The sequence below is a fragment of the Thalassospira sp. MCCC 1A02898 genome, assembly GCF_001618185.1.
Classification (GTDB): domain Bacteria; phylum Pseudomonadota; class Alphaproteobacteria; order Rhodospirillales; family Thalassospiraceae; genus Thalassospira; species Thalassospira tepidiphila.
Map to the genome: position 1 here is coordinate 114,331 of NZ_LPXK01000002.1, position 19,590 is coordinate 133,920.

The window sequence follows — 19,590 nt, forward strand, 5'->3', positions numbered from 1 at the left end:
CGGGAATGTCGCAAAAGGTAGGGGATCGTCTGAAGGCGGTGCGCAGCATGTACGGGCTGTCGCAACGTGAACTGGCCCGCCGGGCCGGTGTGACCAACAGCACGATCTCGACGATTGAACAGAACCGGGTCAGCCCGTCTGTTGATAGCCTGGCCAAGGTTCTGGCTGGCATTCCCATGAGCCTGATTGATTTCTTCACCATTGATCTTGATACCGGTGAAGAAATCTTTTTCAGGAAAGAAGACCTTGTCGAGCTTTCTGATGGGACGATGTCGATGCGTCTTGTCGGGGCTTCGCGCAAGGATCGTAACCTGCGCGTGCTGCATGAAACATACCCTGCGGGCGGGGATACCGGTAACAACCTGATTGTCCAGAAGGGCGAGGAAGCCGGTGTTGTCGTCCGTGGCAAGCTTGAAGTCACGGTGGGCGAACGGGTCAAGGTGCTTGGTCCCGGTGATGCCTATTACTTCAATGCAGAAATTCCACATCGTTTTCGAAATGTGGGTGACGGGGAATGTGAAGTCGTCAGTGCGGCGACACCACCGTCATATTGATGACAGATCGTGCTGCCAGAGTGCCCACCAAGGTGCCAAGAGCCATGATCAACTTTGAAAAATCCAAACGCGCCATCCGTCAGGAGACTTGCGATGACCAATCCGATGAATTTTGAACAGCTGACCGCGCAGGCCGCCGCCCTTGATATTCGCAACAAGGCGTTCATCAACGGTGCCTATGTCGATGCGGCATCCGGCAAGACATTTGATTGCATCAGCCCGCGTGACGGGTCGGTGCTGACCAAGGTTGCCGAATGCGACGTCGAAGACGTCAATCGTGCGGTGGCATCGGCGCGTGCGGTGTTTGAAAAAGGCAGCTGGTCCGAAGCCGCCCCTGCAAAACGCAAGGCGATCATGCTTCATTTCGCCGATCTGCTTGAAAAGAACGCCGCCGAACTGGCACTTCTCGAAAGCCTTGATATGGGCAAGCCGATCACGCTGGCCGCGCGCGATGACATTCCGCTGTCCTATAAGTGCATCCGCTGGTACGCCGAGGCGATTGACAAGATCTATGACGAAATCTCCCCGTCGGGCACCAACGAAATTGGCATGATCACCCGTGAACCGCTGGGCGTGGTTGCCGCCGTTGTGCCGTGGAACTTCCCGCTGATGATGGCGGTCTGGAAGCTTGGCCCGGCCCTGGCGATGGGGAACTCGATCATCCTAAAGCCAGCTGAACAGTCACCACTGACCGCACTCCGTGTTGCCGAAATCGCAGTTGAGGCCGGTATTCCCGAAGGCGTTCTAAACGTTGTGCCGGGCTTTGGCCCGACGGCGGGCAAGGCGCTTGGCCTGCATGAAGATGTTGATTGCGTGACCTTTACCGGGTCGGGTGAAGTCGGCAAGCTGTTCTTGCAGTATTCCGGTCAGTCGAACATGAAACGTGTCTGGCTGGAATGCGGTGGCAAAAGCCCGAACATCGTTCTGGCCGATTGCCCGGATATGGATGCGGCTGCCGCGGCGGCAGCGGGCGGTATCTTCTATAATCAGGGCGAGGTCTGCACAGCTGGTTCGCGTCTGATTGTCGAAGAAAGCATCAAGGACGAGTTTATTGAAAAAGTGGTCGCCGCGGGTGCGAAAATGCAGCCGGGTGATCCGCTTGATCCGAAAAGCCAGATGGGCGCGATTGTCGATGAAAGCCAGATGAACCGTGTTTTGGGCTATATCGAAAAAGGCTCCAGCGAGGGCGGGGTTCTTCGCACCGGTGGCAAGCGGGTTCGCACCGAATCTGGTGGGTATTATGTCGAGCCGACCGTGTTTGACGGCATCAAGAACGACATGACGATTGCCAAGGAAGAAATCTTTGGCCCGGTTCTGTCGGTTATTTCGGTCAAGGACTGGAAAGAGGCTGTTCAGACCGCAAATGATACGCCATATGGTCTGGCAGCAGCAGTCTGGACGCGTGACATCAACAAGGCACACATGACCGCAAAGAAACTGCGTTCGGGTCTTGTCTGGGTCAATTGCTGGGACGGTGGATCAATTACCATGCCGTTTGGTGGTTACAAACAGTCCGGTACCGGTCGCGACCGTTCTCTGCATGCGCTGGACAAATATTGTGAAATCAAGTCGACCTGGATTGCACTGGGCGACGCGTAAGAACTCCGTCGACCGCTGGCAGGCAGATGGTCCGGGTTTGATACGGGAAGTGAGAAGGGTTTAAAAATGAGCAGCACCGGGGTCATTGACACCAAGGGCGGTGATAACGCCTTTACGGCGAAATCTGTGCATCAGAACACCAGCGAGCCGATGTATTCCGGTGCGCTGTCCTTCATGCGCCGCCGATATTCGCGCGACCTCAATGGGATTGATGTTGCTGTCACCGGTATTCCTTATGATCTTGCAACATCAAGCCGACCGGGCACGCGTCTGGGCCCGCAGGGTGTGCGCCGTGCATCGACCAACCTTGCGTGGGCACCGCATTTCCCGTCCGGGCGTGATATTTTTGCCGAGATGGCGGTGATTGATTATGGCGACATGGTCATTGATCCGGGCCATCCGGAAAAGCTTCCGGAAATGATCGAAGATCACGCACGTGACATCGTTCAGTCCGGTGCCAAGATGCTGACCATCGGTGGCGATCACTTCATCACCTATCCGATCTTGAAGGCACACGCCGAAAAGTACGGTGATGGCATTTCTCTGATCCAGTTTGATGCCCATTCCGATACCTGGGAAGATGACGGCGATCGTATTGATCACGGCACCATGTTCTGGCACGCGGCCCAAAAGGGCATCGTCAATCCGTCAAAATCCATTCAGGTCGGCATTCGCACCCACAATGAATCGACCCACGGGTTCAATATCCTTTATGGCCCGGATGTTCAGTCGATGTCGATTGACGCCATTGTCGAAAAAATCAAGGCCACGGTGGGTGACAACCCGGCCTATATCACCTTTGACATTGATGGGCTTGATCCGTGCTATGCACCGGGCACCGGTACGCCGGTTCTGGGCGGTTTGACCAGCCATCAGGCGGTATCGATCCTGCGTGGTCTTGCGGGGCATGTGAACCTGATCGGCAGTGACGTTGTCGAAGTTTCTCCGCCTTATGATGTTTCTGACATCACATCGCTTGCCGGTGCGACCATGGCGTGGGAAATGCTGAACATTCATGCGGTTAACCGCGCAAAGTAATCTGACATTTCAGATCAAAATTTAAGGGGGCCGGTATTATTTCATGATACCGGCCCTTGTTTTTTCATTTTCCTGTGCTCTGATAGCAATCAGAAAAACAAAAGAAGACAAGAGATACGGAAATGAAACCAATTGCTATTTCGCGCCTGACCATCTGTGGTATTGACGAACTGCCGACCCATCGCAGCCATGGTGTGACCCATGTCCTGTCGGTCCTTGATCCCGAACGTGAAGACCCGACCATTTTTGCCAACTTTGACCCGCATGAACGCACTATTTTACGTTTCCATGACGTGATCGAGGACAAGGAAGGCCGGCCGGCCCCGACCAAGGCTGATGTAGAGGCCATCCTTGCCTATGGTGAAACCCTGATCGGAAGCCGTGCGGATCGCCGCGATGGCCATTTGCTGGTGCATTGTCACATGGGCGTGTCGCGTTCGACCGCCGCCATGATCACGCTGATGGCACAGTGCGAGCCGGATCGTGATGAAGACAGCATCTTTACCACCATCCGCGAAATGCGCCCGATTGCCTGGCCGAACTCGGTCATGATCGCCTTTGCCGATGAACTTCTTGGCCGCGAAGGACGCCTGACCGCAGCCCTTCATCGCCACTACGCCATTCAGCTTGAGCGTGATGCGATGTTCGAACGCTGGATGACCGAACTTGAACGCCAACGCGAAGTCGGCTTTGGCAAAGGCCTGCAGAGGACGTAATTCGTCCGCCACAGGCACTCTGTCGCAGCAACTTCGTGGAGGTTACAGTTGCTGCGACAGGGTTTTGGTTTTTTCAGTAACAACATTGCCGGTGTGTTTGGTCGATTTGCTTTCGATCAGCAGGACCCAGCACTCTTCCTTGGCAATCGGGTTATGCATGACCCCTTTGGGGATGGTCAGGAATTCACCTTCGCTCAGTTCGACCTTGTGGTCTTCGAACTCGATGATCAGGCTTCCTTTGACGATATGGAACAGCTCGTCTTCCTCGTCATGGGCATGCCAGACCAGTTCGCCTTTTACTTTTGCAATTTTGAGATATTGGTCATTCACTTCACCAATAATCTTTGGCGACCAATAGTCGGTAATTTGATCAAAACTTTGCATCAGATTGCGTGCGACGAGTGTGCTCATGAAAATGCCCTGTTGTCTGCTAGTGTGGTTTGGTTTTGATTTCGCGACTTTATATCCGGGGCGATTTTCGCACTGAAGCCCTAATCTTTTTTGGCCAAGCCTTTTGCGCAAGAATGTGAAAAGCCGATATGCTGGCGAATGAGAAGCCGCGTTCGATTAGCATTTGTGTGACGCGTTGAATCGATTTAAAAGGCGGTGGGTCCCACAGACCACATACCATTGATCCGCCGAATTTGCGGACAATTCGAACGGAGAAACGTCATGACAGCCAAAGCTGTTTGTCTTGGGGAACTGCTGATTGATTTTGTTCCGACCGTGACCGGAACCGGCCTTGCCGATGCGCCGGCCTTTGCCAAGGCGGCCGGGGGCGCACCGGGAAATGCGGCTGTGGGTTTGCAGCGTCTGGGTATTGAAACCGGTTTTATCGGTAAACTCGGCGATGATGCCTTTGGCCATTTTCTGGTCGATACCCTTAAGGCCGACAATGTCGATACATCGGGCATTGTCCTGACCAAGGAAGCCCTGACCGGGCTTGCATTCGTCTCCCTGCGTGCCGACGGGGAACGCGAATTTTCATTCTATCGCAGCCCGTCAGCCGACATGTTGCTCAGCATTGCTGATCTTGATCAGGACATGCTGAAATCTACCGATCTGTTCCACTACGGAACGCTTTGCATGATCGATGATGACCCGCGCGCGGCAACGCTTGAGGCGATCAAGATCGCACGTGAAAACGGCGCGATCATTTCGTGTGACCCGAACCTGCGCCTGCCGCTGTGGCCGAGTGCGGAAAAGGCCCGTGAAATCCTGCGCCTTGCGATCAGTCAGGCCGATGTCGTCAAGATGTCGGACGAGGAAATCACCTTTGTTTCCGGCAAGGATGATCTTGAAGAAGGCATCAAGGATCTGTGGTGTGATCAGTGGCGTGCGATGATTGTGACCTACGGTCCCAAGGGATCGCGTTACATCACGCGGGCTTTCGATGGTTTTGTACCGTCCTTTAAAATCACCGCGGTTGATGCCACCGGGGCAGGGGATGGTTGCACGGCAGGCTTCCTGTCGCGCCTGCTGAAGGACCCGGAACTTCTGGGTTCTGAAGAAAAACTTGCAGCCGCGTGCCGCTTTGCCAATGCGGTTGGGGCGATCACGGCAACCAAACGTGGTGCCATCAACGCATTGCCGACGGAAAAAGAAGTCGAAGACTTTCTTTCGAACCGATAAGATCACAGGCCTAAATGAAAAATCACGCGGCGGCCATAATCTTGCCGCCGCGTACTGCAAACTGTCCCACACATGGTTTGAAACGCGTGTTAGCCTGTTGGCAATAGCACCGTATTGTTATGAATAAATTTGAATGGGCCGAGGGTGGTATGTCTGCTGATAAAATGACCGCAAGCTGGGATAAACTCGATCAACTGGGCGCGGAAGTTTCCGAAAAGCTCAATCTGCGTCAGGCTTTTGCCAACGATCCCGCGCGCTTTGAACGATACAGTGCGGCCCTCAATGACCTGTTTGTTGATTATTCCAAAAACCTGATCACCGACGATGTGATGGCGGCTCTGGTTGAGCTTGCCAAGGCGGCCAATGTCGAAGGCTGGCGCGACCGGATGTTTGCTGGTGATCGGATCAATGTCACCGAAAACCGTGCGGTCCTGCATACAGCGCTGCGCAATCTTGATGGCGGCCCTGTCGAGGTTGACGGCGAAGACGTCATGCCTGCGGTCAAGGAGGTTCTTGGGCGTTTGAGGGACTTCGCGGCACGCGTGCATTCCGGCGAATGGAAAGGCCATACCGGCAAGAAAATCACCGATGTGGTTAATATCGGTATTGGGGGCTCAGACCTTGGCCCGGTCATGGTTAACGAGGCGCTCCGTCCTTATCACATCGATGGCATTCGCTGCCATTTCGTGTCCAACGTCGATGGCGCGCATATTGTCGATACGCTGAAATTCCTTGATGCGGAAACGACGCTTTTCATCATCGCGTCCAAAACCTTCACCACTGACGAGACGCTAACCAACGCCTATTCGGCGCGTGATTGGCTCGTAGGCATGCTGAAAGACGAAGCCGCCGTAGCCAAGCATTTTGTTGCTGTCTCAACCGCGCTGGATAAAGTCGCGGCGTTTGGCATTGATACCGACAATGCATTCGGTTTCTGGGACTGGGTTGGTGGCCGGTATAGCCTGTGGTCGGCAATCGGTCTGCCGATCATTCTCGCCGTCGGGTATGACAAGTTCGAAGAATTGCTGCGTGGTGCGCAGTCAATGGACAACCATTTCAAAACCGCCCCGATTGAAACCAACATTCCAATGATCCTCGGCCTGATCGGGGTGTGGTATCGCAATGTGCTCGGCGCATCCAGTCAGGCTATCCTGCCCTATGACCAGCACTTGTCGCGCCTGCCAGCCTATCTGCAGCAGGCCGATATGGAAAGTAACGGCAAGTCGGTGACCCGCGATGGCAAACAGATTGCCTATGAAACCGGCCCGATTATCTGGGGCGAACCGGGGACAAATGGTCAGCATGCGTTTTATCAGCTGATCCATCAGGGCACGGAACTGATCCCGGTTGATTTCATCGTGGCTGCCAATGCGCTTCATCCGTTGGCCAACCATCATGACAAGCTGGTGTCGAACTGCCTTGCACAGGCCGAGGCATTGATGCGCGGCAAGACCGAGGCCGAAGTCCGTGAAGAGCTCTCTGGCAGTGACCTGTCACCGGCCGAGATTGATGTGCTGGCACCGCAAAAGGTGTTTGATGGCAATAAGCCCAGCACCATGATCCTCTATAAGCAGCTTGATCCCTTCACCCTTGGCCGGTTGGTCGCGATGTATGAACATAAAATCTTTGTTCAGGGCATCATCTGGAACGTCAATTCTTATGACCAGTGGGGGGTTGAACTTGGCAAGCAGCTTGCCAAGGAACTGCTTCCGATGGTCGAGGGTAAGGAAGATGCCGGTGCGCGCGATGCGTCGACGGCCGGTCTGATCAAACGCCTGCATGCCTTGCGTGGCGCATAAGCTGTCTTAGTCGTCCTGATCATCAAGGACGATGCGCAATCGATAGTGACCCGAAGGGCGGTTTTGGCCATGGCTGATGCCGCCCTTTTCAAATGTCAGTTTGCGTTCGGCACATAGTTGTTCTGCGACCTGATGCACGCGCGGCATCAAATCCCGCCAGTAAGAGCCAAAGGTTTTGGCAACTTCGGACGGGCATATCGTTTTGTCTGGCCCGCGCTCTGTTGCCAGATCAATCACGCGCTGGCGCAGGATGGCATAGGTTGGCTGATCTTCGTCTTTTTGGTCAAACATCATGACACTTGGTTCTGCATGTTCGTTTTTGCAGGTTGCTTTCGCTGGCCACGGCACCGGTCAGAGCAATATTGAACCTCGTCCCAGCAATCCTTCCATTTGCGCCGCCAGTTAAAGGGCCGCGCGCATGTCACGCAGGTTTTCTGCGGCAGGTCTGATTTGCTGTGACGATGTCCATTGGCATTTTTCGGCATGACACTGCGTTCGGATCACGTTTACCGATTATCCGATCAGGGCTTCGACCATGGCATGTGCCGCTGTTCGGCCACTGCGCCAGGCCGCCTCGACCCGTGCGCCAAGGCACCAGTCGCCTGCGGCAATCACCCGGCCGTTCATGCCGTTAAGGTGACTTTTGCCAAGTGGCAATTCAGTCCGCGCATAGCGCCAACGATGGGCCTGCACCGAATGAAGTTCCGGCAGATTCACACCGCTGACATCACGAAGAGCCGCCAGCAGCTTTTCAATCACGCGGTCCTTGTCGTCTTCAAGGTGGGCGCGTGACCATTCCGGGCTGGCGTGCAGGACCCACGGATCGGGTGTGCGACGATGGAACATGTCTTCGTTCTGGCTGCTGCGCGCGGCCCAGCTGATTTCAGGGCTCGGATACAGCATCGCGTCAAAGCCGGTGGGAAGCGGGCTTTCAAAGGCCGCCATCACTGCCCAGCACGGCGCCATGACAACCTCGTCAATCGGGGCATAGCGCGGCGCAAGCGGGCGCAAAAGATCGGCAGTCTGCGGGGCAGGGGCGGTGACGATCACACCATCAAACGGGCCGTAAGTCCCGTCCAGATCATCATGGAGTATAAAGCTGCGCGGGCCGGATGGCTCGATACCGACAATGCGGTGCTGTTTCTGGATCGGGAAGGTGTCGACCAGTGGGCGGATCAGTTTGTTCATCTGCGGCGCGCCCTGATACCAGGGTTCTTCGGCAAGGTTGCCGACATGGCGCGCGATCGGTGAGAGTGCCGCACCGGATTGTGCGGGGGCGGGTGTCCCGCGATGCAGGTTGGGGGACCAGTTCTGGGCGGCGTTAAACTCGGTTGCTTCTTGCAAAAACGCATTAAATCCGGGATCACGCGCCGTCACATATTGCGCACCATGATTGAAATGACCAAAGTCCGTGCGCCGTGACGCCAGTCGCCCGCCAAGACCGCGGCTTTTTTCAAAAACCGTTACGTTCATGCCGATGCGGTGCAGCGTGCTGGCAGCCTTTAGGCCCGCCATTCCGGCACCAATGATCGCAATATTCACGTTTGACATCCGTGGCATGTGTGGCTCCTGTCTGGGTCGCGGGGCAAGTCCCGACGGATTGTTTCGAGATATAGTTTCGATACGAAACCAGACCGGAATTGGAGCAGTCCCATCGATAAGAAATTTATGAAACTGTCACGACCGGGTCATGAAACCGTTACAACAAACACGCAGTCTGCCTGCTTTGATTACGGTTATTCCAAGGGGAAAACATGCGTTCTTCATTGATGGCGACAGCCGCTGTTTCGTTGCTTCTGACAGCCTGTGCAGGCACGGCACCCAACCAAACCAAGATGGCGGGTGACGTCATGAATGCGGGTGCGCATCCGATCACGATTGTGCCGATGGGCGAATATCGTACCGGGATGCTCGATGAAAGTGCGGCGGAAATCCCAGCATTTGATCCGGTGTCAAAGCGCATCTTTGTCGTCAATGGCGCGGACAAAGTGATCGATATTCTTGATATGTCCGATCCGTCCGAACTGACCAAGATCTCCGCGATTGATCTTTCCACCTGGGGCAAGGGTGCCAACAGTGTTGCCATCAAAAATGGCGTTGTCGCCGTAGCCGTGGAAAACAGCGATAAGCAGGCACCGGGTCAGGCCGTTTTCTTTGATACCGATGGCGGGTTCATTTCAGCGGTCACCGTTGGCGCACTGCCCGACATGATCAAGTTCTCCCCGGATGGGAAATATGTTCTGGTCGCGAACGAGGGTGAGCCGAATGACGCATTCACCAATGATCCGGAAGGTAGTGTTTCGATCATTTCCATGGCCGGTGGTGCAGAAAACTTGTCTGATGATGACGTCCGCACGGTTGATTTCAAGTTCCTGAATGATGGCAAGCTGCCCTATGGCATGCGGACATCCAATCCGGGTGCTTCAAGCGTGGCACAGGATGTGGAGCCGGAATATATCGCCGTCTCCAAGGACAGCAAAACCGCCTATGTTTCGCTGCAGGAAAACAACGCGGTTGCGATTATCGATATCGAAACTGCAACCGTCAAAAACGTCGCCGGTCTTGGTTTCAAGGATCATTTGGTCCATGCCTTTGATGCCAGCGACAAGGACGGCAAGATCAATATCCGCACTTGGCCGGTGATGGGCATGTTCATGCCTGACACCATTGATGCGATCAATATTGATGGCAAGGAATGGGTCCTGATCGCCAACGAAGGCGATTCACGTGACTATGACGGCTACAGCGAAGAAACCCGCGTTGGCAAGCTAACCCTTGATCCGGTGGCCTTCCCGACGGCAAGCACCCTGCAAAAGGATGAAAATCTTGGTCGTTTGAAGACCACCACGGCACAGGGTGACATTGATGGCGATGGTGATTTCGATGTCATCTATAGCTATGGCGCACGGTCGTTCTCGGTTCTGAATGCCGATGGCGAAATGGTCTTTGACAGTGGTGATGCGTTTGAGCAGATCCTGGCGGCGAACTATCCCAATGTTTTCAATTCCTCGGATACTGAAAACTACAGCCGTGACAACCGCTCCGATGACAAGGGCCCGGAGCCAGAAGGCATTGCAAGTGGCTATGTAAACGGTACGCCCTATGCCTTTATCGGGCTGGAGCGTCAGGGTGGCTTCATGGTCTATGACCTGACCAACCCGACCAACCCGCAATTCGTCACCTATCACAGTGATCGTCGTTTCTCTGGCAATCCGGAAAATGATACTGCCGGTGAACTGGCCCCCGAAGGCCTGCAGTTTGTTGATGCCAAGGATAGCCCGACCGGCAACGCAATGCTGGTGGTGGCATCGGAAGTATCTGGTAGCACCAAGGTTTATGACCTGCAGTAACCCGATTACAGCCCTGACTGTTGGATATGGGGAAGCCGGGCATTGCCCGGCTTTTTCCTTTTTAAACGCCAGATGGAAAACGGTTCAAACCGTTGGCGATATCGACTAAACTCCCGCCGCGGTCGGGGACATGGCCGATGAATATCAGGGGAGTTCGGGACACTGACGACGCGACGTGAACCACATATCCTGGTCGTAGATGACGACCAGGAAATCCAGAAGCTTTTGAAGAAGTTCCTGTTGCAACACGGTTTTCGCATTACCACCGTGTCCGACGGCAATGAAATGCATCGTGCACTGCGCGACTGGAAAATCGATCTGGTGATTCTTGATATCATGTTGCCGGGCGAGGACGGCTTTGCCCTGTGCCGGGATGTTCGACGGACCTCCAAGGTGCCGATTGTCATGCTGACCGCGGTGGGCGAGGATACCGATCGTATTCTTGGCCTTGAACTTGGTGCGGATGATTACCTGACCAAACCGTTTAATCCGCGTGAATTGCTGGCACGCATCCGTGCGGTGTTCCGGCGCTTTGAAACGGGGGCGGTTGGGCCGTCTGATAACGAAGTCGCCCCGGCGCACAAGATCATTTTCGGCGAATGGACGCTTGATATCGGATCACGTGAATTGCGCGATGCCGATAATGTCGCCGTGCATCTGTCGACCGGCGAGTTTTCGTTGCTTCTGGCGCTGGTCAAGAACAACAAGCGGGCGCTGTCGCGTGAACAGCTTGTCGATATTGTGCGCGGGCAAAGCTCCCTTCCGTTTGATCGCAGCATCGATATCCAGATCAGTCGCCTGCGCCGCAAGATCGAAAAAGACGCCAAGAACCCGAAGCTGATCAAGACAGTGCGCGGCATCGGCTATCAGTTCTGCGCCGACACCCAGACGATTTAGGCCGACCCATGGCCGATATGTTCGCAAAATTCAGCAACTATATGCGCCGCTACAAGCCGCGCACGCTGGGCGGGCGTATCTTTCTTTTGATGATGCTGGGCGGGCTGATCATTGCAGCCCTTAGCGCCATGGCATCCTATTACGTGATCGAGCGGGACGAACGCATTGGCCGGGCCTATACGCTTGGCTTTACCATTCGCGAACTGGTACGGATCGCCGAAAACCCGGAATTTGAAGAAAACATCATCGATATTGCTGCGCGCGATGGCATGACAATGCGCATCCTGCCATCCGATGATGTCGGGACCTTGTTGCTGTTTTCCAGACCCGCGCAGCATATCGCCATGCCGGTCCGACTGGCCAATACCGGTTGGCCAACCTCGGTCAAGGTGCATTTCGAACGTGGTCGTTTGAGTGCCGAACAGCGCGCCACTATCGAGGCCACCGAAAATCCCAGCCTGTTTTTTGCCGAACTGTCGCGTGAAATTGCGCGTCTGGGGCTTGAGGCACAAGTCGAAATCATGATGCCGTCGGGCAAGCGCATTCTGGTGCACCATAACGAGCTGTGGGCGAATTATTCATCGCCATCGCTGGTCTTTCTGATGTTCCTGATGGGGGTGGCGGCGGTTCTTGTCGTGTTTGCCGGGCTTGCCGATTTGTTGGCAGGCCCGTTCAAGCGTCTGACGCGTGCGATTATTGATCACGCCGATGATGTCAGCGGCCCACCGGTCGAGGAACGCGGGCCGACCGAGGCCCGGTCAATGGCCGCGGCCTATAACGATTTGCGCGAACGTATTTCACGGATGCTGGGGGACCGCACCCGGATGCTGGCCGCCATTTCACACGATTTGCGCACACCCAGCACGCGGTTAAGACTGCGTGCCGAATTCATCGAAAATGATGAACTGCGCGAAACCGTTTTGCGCGATCTTGATGAAATGGACAGTCTTCTCAATGACGCGCTTGATTTCCTTGGTGACTGGATCGCCAAGGAAGAAGAGCGCACGGTTGACTTCATTTCCGTGCTTGAGGCCATCTGTGACGATTACGCCGATCTTGGCCGCCCGGTGAGCTTTGCCGGGCCACAACCCTTACAATTCAGCTCGGTCCACACAGTGTTCGGCGGCAATGATGATGCCCATTCCTTTGAGGGCAAACGCAGCATCCGGTTGTCTTGCCGTCCGGGTACGTTAAAGCGTGCCTTTACCAACCTTATTGAAAATGCCCTGAAATACGGCCATCGGGCCAATGTCAGTTTGGAAGCAACGGCGGATACGGTTTTGGTCACCATCCGTGACGAAGGGCCCGGGATTCCGGTCGAACATCAGGATAAGGTGTTCCTGCCGTTTTATCGTGTCGAAGGATCGCGGGCGCGCAGCACCGGGGGAAGTGGTCTTGGGCTGTCGATCGTGAAAACGGTCATTGATGCCCATGACGGGCGCATCGAGTTGCGCAATATGCCGGGAAAAGGACTGGAAGTTATCGTATCCCTGCCGCGCAGGGTTTAGGGCCATTCAGCACAGTATCGGGCAGAGCAGGGCCCAAAAAGAAGAATGGCGGGTGGCCCCCAGAACCACCCGCCAATCAGATCAGATCCGCAACTCGGTATCCGGGTCAAACAGACTGATCTGAGACATGTCGGCCGAGAACGTCATGCTCTCGCCCGGTTTCGGTTGACGGTCCGGACGGACGCGCGCAACGATTTCCTTCCCGGCAATTTCGATCACGGTCATGGTGTCGGCACCGGTCGGTTCGATCACTTCGACCTTGCTGTCGAAGTTGACATACTGGCTGCCCGGTTCGTCCGACCCGGTACGTTTGTGGGTCAGGGCCTCTGGGCGAATGCCAAACACTACATCCTTGCCGATATAGCCACGATAGCTTTCCGGCGCCTCAAAAAGCGGCAGGACAATCGGGTTGCCATCGCGCGGGATGGTCAGGGCCAGCTTGCCGTTGTCCTCGGTCAGGGTCGCATCAATGAAGTTCATCGACGGCGATCCGATGAAGCCGGCAACAAACATGTTGTTCGGGCATTCATAGATGTTCTGCGGCGTATCAAACTGCTGCAGGATACCGTCCTTCATCACCGCGATGCGCGATGCCAGGGTCATGGCTTCGATCTGATCGTGGGTGACATAAACGATGGTCGAGCCAAGGCGCTGATGCAGTTTCTTGATCTCGGTCCGCATGTCGACACGCAGTTTCGCATCTAGGTTTGAAAGCGGTTCGTCAAACAGGAAGATATCCGGATCACGCACAAGCGCGCGGCCCATGGCCACACGTTGACGCTGACCACCCGAAAGCTGGGACGGTTTGCGATCCAGAAGTGCTTCGATCTGAAGCAGTTTGGCAACATCGGCAACGGCCTTGTCACGTTCCTGATTGGAAACGCCACGGATTTCGAGGCCAAAGGTGATGTTCTTGCGCACCGTCATGTTCGGGTAAAGCGCATAGGACTGGAACACCATGGCGATGTTACGGTCTTTGGGATGCACGTCGTTGATAACGCGATCCCCGATGCGGATTTCCCCGTCGGTGGCTGTTTCCAGACCTGCAATCAGGTTCAGAAGGGTCGATTTACCGCAACCGGACGGACCGACAAGGACGAGAAACTCGCCATCGTCAATCGCCAGGTTGATTTCCTTGAGAACTTCGACAGGGCCAAAAGCCTTGCGAACTTTATCGAGGGTGAGTGATGCCATTTGCTTATCCCTTCACCGAGCCGGCGGTCAGGCCGCGGACGAAGTATTTGCCAGCGAGAACATAAACCAGCAACGTCGGAAGGCCGGTCAGCAGGGCTGCTGCCATATCAACGTTGTACTGTTTCACGCCGGTTGTGGTGTTGACGATATTGTTGAGTGCGACGGTCATCGGTGCGTTTGCGCCAGAAGCAAACGAAGCACCGAACAGGAAGTCGTTCCAGATCTGGGTGAACTGCCAGATGACCGAAACCACGATGATCGGGGTCGAGATCGGCAGAATAATGCGCCAGAAAATGGTGAAGAACCCGGCACCGTCAATGGTGGCTGCCTTGACCAGTTCGTCAGGGATCGAAACGTAGTAGTTCCGGAAGAACAGGGTGGTAAAGCACAGGCCGTAAACGACGTGGACCAGAACAAGGCCCGGGGTCGAGCTTGCAAGACCAAGCTTGCCAAGAACCTGTGACATCGGCAGCAGAACGACCTGGAACGGAATGAAGCAACCAAACAGCAGCAGGGCAAAGACGATGTTCGCACCCTTGAACCGCCACTTGGTCAACGCATAGCCGTTGATCGCACCAAGGAAGGTCGAAATCAGAACGGCGGGGATCGCCATTTTGACCGAGTTCCAGAAATAGATTTTGATCCCGGTACATTCGACACCAACGCAGGCTTCGTTCCATGCATAGTTCCATGCATCAAACGTCACCACGCGCGGCAGCGAAATCAGCGACCCTTCACGAATTTCGTCGAGTGATTTCAACGAGGTCGAAATCATGACGATCAGCGGGAAAAGGTAATAGGCCGCAAACAGGATCAGAATAAGATACAGCAACCCGCGCAGAACGGTATGTTTCCAGCCTGCATCGTGGCTATAGGTCTGAATATCAGCCATTTTTCTTGCCTCCGCGCAGTTCGGAATACAGATACGGCACAATGATCGCCATAACGGTTGCCAGCATCATCATGGCACTGGCCGCACCAACCCCAAGCTGGTTGCGCTGGAAGGCCATCGTGTACATGAAGGTTGCCGGAAGATCGGATGAATAGCCCGGGCCGCCACCGGTAAGCGCGATGACAAGGTCAAAGCTTTTGACAGCAAGGTGGGCCAGAACGACGATCGCACTCAGGAAGACCGGGCGGATCGACGGAATTATGATACCGAAATAGATCCGGGGCAGGCTGGCACCGTCCATATAGGCTGCGCGAATGATGTCCTGATCGACGCCGCGCAATGCCGCAAGGAACATTGCCATGACAAAGCCCGATGCCTGCCAGACTGCTGCGATCACAACCGTGTAGATCGCCATGTCCGAATTGACCAGCCAGTCGAACTTGAAGCTCGTCCAGCCGAGGTCATGCATCATGCTTTCAAGGCCAAGGCCCGGATTAAGAAGCCATTTCCAGACAGTACCCGTCACGATGAAGGACAGGGCCATCGGATAAAGGAAGATCGTACGAAGCGCACCTTCGGCGCGAATACGCTGATCAAGAAGAACTGCCAGAAGGCACCCGATGATCAGGCAGGTCACAATAAACAGACCGCCAAAGATCAGCAGGTTTTCAATGGCAACATGCCAGCGTTCCATCTGCCACAGACGTTCATATTGCCGAAGCCCTGCCCAATCCCAGACGGGAAGCATGCGCGACTTGGAAAACGCCATGTAGCCGGTCCACAGGATGAACCCGTAGACAAAAAACAGGGACGCAGCAAAGGACGGTGCAACAACGATCTTGGACAGATGACGCTGGATGCTGGCCGTCAGGTTGCTTTCGGTGCTTTGAGAAGCCCCCATAACCTTTGCCTCAAAAGTTAAATGAGTGGGAAACAGGCCCCGGAAAATCCGGGGCCTGCAAATTGCTCATATCTCAGATTGTACTGATCAGATGAGATTAGTCTTTGGCCAGTTCAACAGCTTCGACCAGACGCGAGACGGCTTCGTCAGACGACATGTCGGAGTTGAAATGTGCGGTCACGACGTCAACGATCGCACCTGCAAGGTGGCCACGCAGTGCCATGCCATGTGCCATGGACGGAAGGAAACCACCGGCTTCCTGTGCGGCCTGGAGGTCAGCTTCGGACTTCTTGGCGCAATCGTCGAACTTATCAAGCGAAACGCCTGAACGTGCCGGGATCGAACCTTTGAGAAGGTTGAAGGTTTCCTGGAACTTCTCGCCAACAATCAGTTCGGCAAGCAGTTTCTGGCCTGCGACCTTGTCGTCGCCCGAAACGTTGAACATGGCAAAGCTGTCAACGTTGAACAGGTAGCCGTTTTCAGACGGGGTTGCTGCACAGATGAAGTCTTTGCCCGGTACTTTGCCAGCAGCAAGGAATTCGCCTTTTGCCCAGTCACCCATGATCTGCATGGCGGCTTCGCCATTCATGACCATTGCAGTTGCAAGGTTCCAGTCACGACCCGGGAAGTCGGCATCGACATAACCACGGATTTTGCGCATCTGGTCAAACACCGCTTTCATGGTGTCGGAGTTCAGTGCGTCTTCGTCGAGATCAACCAGAGCGCTCTGGAAGAATTCCGGGCCGCCAAGGCCAAGAACGACGGTTTCAAAGACGGTTGCGTCCTGCCACGGCTGACCACCATGGGCAACCGGCGTGATGCCAGCAGCCTGGAGTTTGTCAGCAAGGGCGTTGAACTCGTCCCAGGTGGTCGGTGCGGAATCGGCACCAACTTTTGCCAGAAGGGTCGGGTTTGCCCAGATCCAGTCAACGCGGTGTACGTTTACCGGAACAGCAACATAGTCGCCTTCGTATTTCATAACGTCCTGGATCGCAGCCGGGATAACGTCATCCCAACCTTCAGCAGCGGCAACGTCATTGAGATCAGCAAGGGCACCCTGTTCGGCCCATTCCTGAATTGCCGGACCTTTAAGCTGAACAGCAGCCGGTGCATCACCCGACAGAACGCGCGAACGCAGAACGGTCATGGCTGCATCGCCAGCACCACCAGCGACCGGGCTATCAACCCAGGTGCCGCCATTGGCTTCGAAATCTTCTTTAAGGGATGCGACAGCTTTTGCTTCGCCGCCCGAAGTCCACCAGTGCAGAACTTCAGCGGTCGGCTCGGCATGAGCAAAGTTAGCAGTCGCGAGTGCAGAAAACGCCACACCAGTGGCGAGGATGGTTTTGCGCAGATACATCTAGGTTTCCTCCCTGGCTTTTAACCATTTGCAGCGACAACATGCTGCGAGAAGGGGCACAATGCATCCACAAAACTGTAACAGGGCGTTTCCAGATTGCGAACTGAAACACTTTGTTACAAAATTGGCAATATACATCGCTAATATATTGCAGAGCAGCAAAAACAATTAGGGCGTTTGTCGGCATTAAAGCTGTGACGTCTCGGAATAAGTGCATTGAATTTGGTCGTGATTATCATGTGATAGCAGGGGAATAGAGGACGACCATGTGGAATAGCGCACCTGTTATCGACTGGATTGCCAAAGAAGGTCGCCTGATCGAGGATGCAAATGCCTTCCTTGACCAACTGATGACGCGGATCAACGCCCAAGGATTTCATATTGCACGCATGCGCTGCTCGATGGAGGCACTCCATCCGCAAGTCGCCGTCTGGTCGTTTCTTTGGGATCGCGAACACGGGGCCCGTCTGTGGGAGGCCACCCACGGCATTCATGAAAGCGGTTCTTACATCGGAAGCCCGGTCGAAGACGTTAACCTGCATGGTGGCCCGGTGCGCATTCACCTTGCCAGGGTCAATCCGGCCGATCATCACCCGCTTGTCGGCGAACTGATCGGCATGGGGTTGACAGACTATTATTGTACCCGCATTCGGTTCAGTGGCGGACGCTGGTGCGTGATGACCATCGCGACAGATCAGCCCGACGGTTTCGATGATAGCGAAATCGCCTGTTTCGAAGGATTGCTGGATCACGTTGGCGGGGTGCTTGAACTGCATGTGACCAAACGGATCGAACATTCGTTGCTTGATACCTATCTGGGCGAACGCACCGGTGCGCGGGTCATGCATGGTCATATTCGTCGCGGCGACGGTGAAACCATTCGTGCAGCCCTTTGGTTCAGTGACGTGCGCGATTTCACGGTGATGACCGAAACGCTGTCGGTCGAACAGCTGCTTGACAGTCTTAATGTCTATTTTGAAACGGTTGAACGTGCCGTGCGCGCCCATGGGGGCGAGATTTTGCGTTTTGTCGGCGATGCCATGCTGATTGTCTTTGCCCAGGAAAACAATCAATCCGCCGAAAGTGTCTGTGAAAACGCCGTGCGTGCGGCCGAAGCCGCCTTGGCCGATCTGGAAAATGTCAACCGGAAACGTTTGAAAGAAGGCTTACCAATCCTTCGCTTTGGCGTCGGGCTTCATTACGGCGAAGTGGTCTATGGCAATGTTGGCGGTACCCACCGACTGGATTTCACCGTGATGGGGGTGGCGGTTAACCGGACGGCCCGTCTGGAAAGCCTGACCAAACAGATCGGCACACCCTTGTTGATGTCAGATGTTCTGGCAAGCCACATCACCGAGCCGACGGTGTGCTGTGGTGACTTCGCGGTCAAAGGCGTTGCCGCGCCGCTTACCGTCCATGCCCTTCAATCTGCTTTACCCTTTGCCAAGGTTGCAGAGGGCAGGGCATAGGACAGGGCGTTTTGACCTGAAAAGCCGGCAAAAATGCTGCGCTGCACTATGCGCGTTCAGGTGTAATTCAACTCAAAACATCATACTTAATCGCCGTATCAGCCACGGATTGTCGGGTATGATTTGTTCATATGTGTTTATCTGTGAATAAACGGCACAGATGATATGCATTTTTTGGTGGTTGAGGATCAAGTGGAATTTCGACATATTGCAACGCGAAGCAAGCTGATGAATGCGCCAGACAGTTGGAGGTTACCTCCAAGGCAGCATTCAAAATTGTAACCCAAGGAGGTTCAACATGTTCCTGTCCAGTATTCTTGTTGCTGTTCGCCGTTGGGCCTATGCACGCTCGGTCGCGAATGAACTTTACGGCCTTGATAAGCGCGATCTTGATGATGTCGGGATTTCCCAGTGGCAGATCAAAGACGTTGCTCGTAAAGCAGCACGTGACGCGATTGCATAACGCTCGCACCATATAGGCACCCGTCAATCGGGATTGCCAATGCGGAAGCCGGACACAAGTCCGGCTTTTTGTGTTTCTGGCTTAGACTCTGGGCCAAACCAATCCGGACAAAGTCAAGCAGCGTATGGAAGCAATGTTCTTGTGATTGCGAGTTCCGTTTGCATGCCGCTGTTTTGTTTCCGCATTTTAAGTCTGTCCACCACACCTGACCCAACCGG

19 protein-coding genes are annotated in these 19,590 nt (G+C 54.8%); 11 read left to right on the forward strand and 8 right to left on the reverse strand.

Translation table 11 applies throughout. The features are described 5' to 3' along the window. The first annotated feature begins 5 nt into the window (after positions 1–5). The 4 genes from AUQ41_RS04355 to AUQ41_RS04370 all read left to right on the forward strand — a co-directional run bounded on the left by AUQ41_RS04355 (position 6) and on the right by AUQ41_RS04370 (position 3,907). Positions 6–554, forward strand: a complete 549-nt coding sequence (locus AUQ41_RS04355) for a cupin domain-containing protein (RefSeq protein ID WP_008891846.1) — start codon at positions 6–8, stop codon at positions 552–554. 93 nt (positions 555–647) lie between these two features. Then, a complete protein-coding gene (locus AUQ41_RS04360; protein ID WP_063086939.1) occupies positions 648–2,153 on the forward strand; it encodes an aldehyde dehydrogenase in 1,506 nt (501 codons plus the stop codon). A gap of 66 nt (positions 2,154–2,219) precedes the next feature. Next, positions 2,220–3,191, forward strand: a complete 972-nt coding sequence (speB, locus tag AUQ41_RS04365; RefSeq protein WP_063086940.1) for an agmatinase — start codon at positions 2,220–2,222, stop codon at positions 3,189–3,191. A gap of 122 nt (positions 3,192–3,313) precedes the next feature. Further along, entirely contained in the window at positions 3,314–3,907 is a 594-nt protein-coding gene (locus AUQ41_RS04370) for a tyrosine phosphatase family protein (RefSeq protein WP_008891843.1), read from the forward strand. 42 nt (positions 3,908–3,949) lie between these two features. Here the strand turns inward: AUQ41_RS04370 and AUQ41_RS04375 are convergent, their stop codons facing one another. Further along, positions 3,950–4,318: a cupin domain-containing protein gene (locus AUQ41_RS04375; RefSeq protein WP_008891842.1), complete on the reverse strand. Its 369-nt coding sequence runs from the start codon at positions 4,316–4,318 to the stop codon at positions 3,950–3,952. A 261-nt stretch (positions 4,319–4,579) separates the two neighbouring features. Between AUQ41_RS04375 and AUQ41_RS04380 the strand changes: the two genes are divergently transcribed. Both AUQ41_RS04380 and pgi read left to right on the forward strand, forming a co-directional pair. After that, positions 4,580–5,539, forward strand: a complete 960-nt coding sequence (locus AUQ41_RS04380) for a PfkB family carbohydrate kinase (RefSeq protein WP_063086941.1) — start codon at positions 4,580–4,582, stop codon at positions 5,537–5,539. A 149-nt stretch (positions 5,540–5,688) separates the two neighbouring features. Then, positions 5,689–7,338, forward strand: coding sequence for a glucose-6-phosphate isomerase (gene pgi, locus AUQ41_RS04385; protein WP_063086969.1), 1,650 nt, complete (start codon positions 5,689–5,691; stop codon positions 7,336–7,338). Positions 7,339–7,344: 6 nt separating this feature from the next. On the opposite strand, the gene AUQ41_RS04390 is transcribed toward pgi, so the two are convergent. Genes AUQ41_RS04390 through AUQ41_RS04395 form a run of 3 tightly spaced genes read right to left on the reverse strand, consistent with a single transcriptional unit; the run spans position 7,345 to position 8,898 of the window. After that, positions 7,345–7,632, reverse strand: coding sequence for a DUF3253 domain-containing protein (locus AUQ41_RS04390; protein ID WP_143588720.1), 288 nt, complete (start codon positions 7,630–7,632; stop codon positions 7,345–7,347). After that, the gene (locus AUQ41_RS20495; RefSeq protein ID WP_083952784.1) at positions 7,629–7,823 is read right to left on the reverse strand and encodes a DUF2256 domain-containing protein; all 195 of its coding nucleotides are present in this window, start codon (positions 7,821–7,823) and stop codon (positions 7,629–7,631) included. Before AUQ41_RS20495 ends, AUQ41_RS04390 begins: the two co-directional genes overlap by 4 nt. Positions 7,824–7,851: 28 nt before the next feature. Continuing rightward, entirely contained in the window at positions 7,852–8,898 is a 1,047-nt protein-coding gene (locus AUQ41_RS04395) for an NAD(P)/FAD-dependent oxidoreductase (RefSeq protein ID WP_063086943.1), read from the reverse strand. Positions 8,899–9,092: 194 nt separating this feature from the next. Between AUQ41_RS04395 and AUQ41_RS04400 the strand changes: the two genes are divergently transcribed. The 3 genes from AUQ41_RS04400 (at position 9,093) to AUQ41_RS04410 (ending at position 13,093) form a co-directional block, all read left to right on the forward strand. Further along, on the forward strand, positions 9,093–10,688 hold the full coding sequence (locus AUQ41_RS04400; RefSeq protein ID WP_232308308.1) for a choice-of-anchor I family protein: 1,596 nt from the start codon (positions 9,093–9,095) through the stop codon (positions 10,686–10,688). Positions 10,689–10,850: 162 nt separating this feature from the next. Then, on the forward strand, positions 10,851–11,585 hold the full coding sequence (locus tag AUQ41_RS04405; RefSeq protein ID WP_063086944.1) for a response regulator: 735 nt from the start codon (positions 10,851–10,853) through the stop codon (positions 11,583–11,585). 8 nt (positions 11,586–11,593) lie between these two features. Next, positions 11,594–13,093, forward strand: a complete 1,500-nt coding sequence (locus AUQ41_RS04410; RefSeq protein WP_063086945.1) for a cell wall metabolism sensor histidine kinase WalK — start codon at positions 11,594–11,596, stop codon at positions 13,091–13,093. A gap of 81 nt (positions 13,094–13,174) precedes the next feature. Here AUQ41_RS04410 and AUQ41_RS04415 read toward each other — a convergent pair whose 3' ends face one another. The 4 genes from AUQ41_RS04415 to AUQ41_RS04430 all read right to left on the reverse strand — a co-directional run bounded on the left by AUQ41_RS04415 (position 13,175) and on the right by AUQ41_RS04430 (position 17,440). Next, complete coding sequence (locus AUQ41_RS04415) at positions 13,175–14,287, reverse strand: ABC transporter ATP-binding protein (protein WP_063086946.1); 1,113 nt, start codon at positions 14,285–14,287, stop codon at positions 13,175–13,177. A gap of 4 nt (positions 14,288–14,291) precedes the next feature. Continuing rightward, positions 14,292–15,179: a carbohydrate ABC transporter permease gene (locus AUQ41_RS04420; protein WP_063086947.1), complete on the reverse strand. Its 888-nt coding sequence runs from the start codon at positions 15,177–15,179 to the stop codon at positions 14,292–14,294. Then, positions 15,172–16,080: a carbohydrate ABC transporter permease gene (locus tag AUQ41_RS04425; protein ID WP_008891832.1), complete on the reverse strand. Its 909-nt coding sequence runs from the start codon at positions 16,078–16,080 to the stop codon at positions 15,172–15,174. The genes AUQ41_RS04420 and AUQ41_RS04425 overlap by 8 nt, the downstream gene beginning before the upstream one ends. A gap of 97 nt (positions 16,081–16,177) precedes the next feature. Continuing rightward, on the reverse strand, positions 16,178–17,440 hold the full coding sequence (locus AUQ41_RS04430; protein WP_063086948.1) for an ABC transporter substrate-binding protein: 1,263 nt from the start codon (positions 17,438–17,440) through the stop codon (positions 16,178–16,180). Positions 17,441–17,706: 266 nt separating this feature from the next. On the opposite strand from AUQ41_RS04430, the gene AUQ41_RS04435 reads away from it, so the two are divergent. Next, positions 17,707–18,909 carry an adenylate/guanylate cyclase domain-containing protein gene (locus tag AUQ41_RS04435; protein ID WP_063086949.1) on the forward strand — a complete coding sequence of 401 codons (1,203 nt, stop codon included), beginning with the start codon at positions 17,707–17,709 and terminating at the stop codon, positions 18,907–18,909. Between the two features lie 298 nt (positions 18,910–19,207). Then, positions 19,208–19,372: a DUF1127 domain-containing protein gene (locus tag AUQ41_RS20500; RefSeq protein ID WP_008891829.1), complete on the forward strand. Its 165-nt coding sequence runs from the start codon at positions 19,208–19,210 to the stop codon at positions 19,370–19,372. Positions 19,373–19,590: the final 218 nt, after the last annotated feature.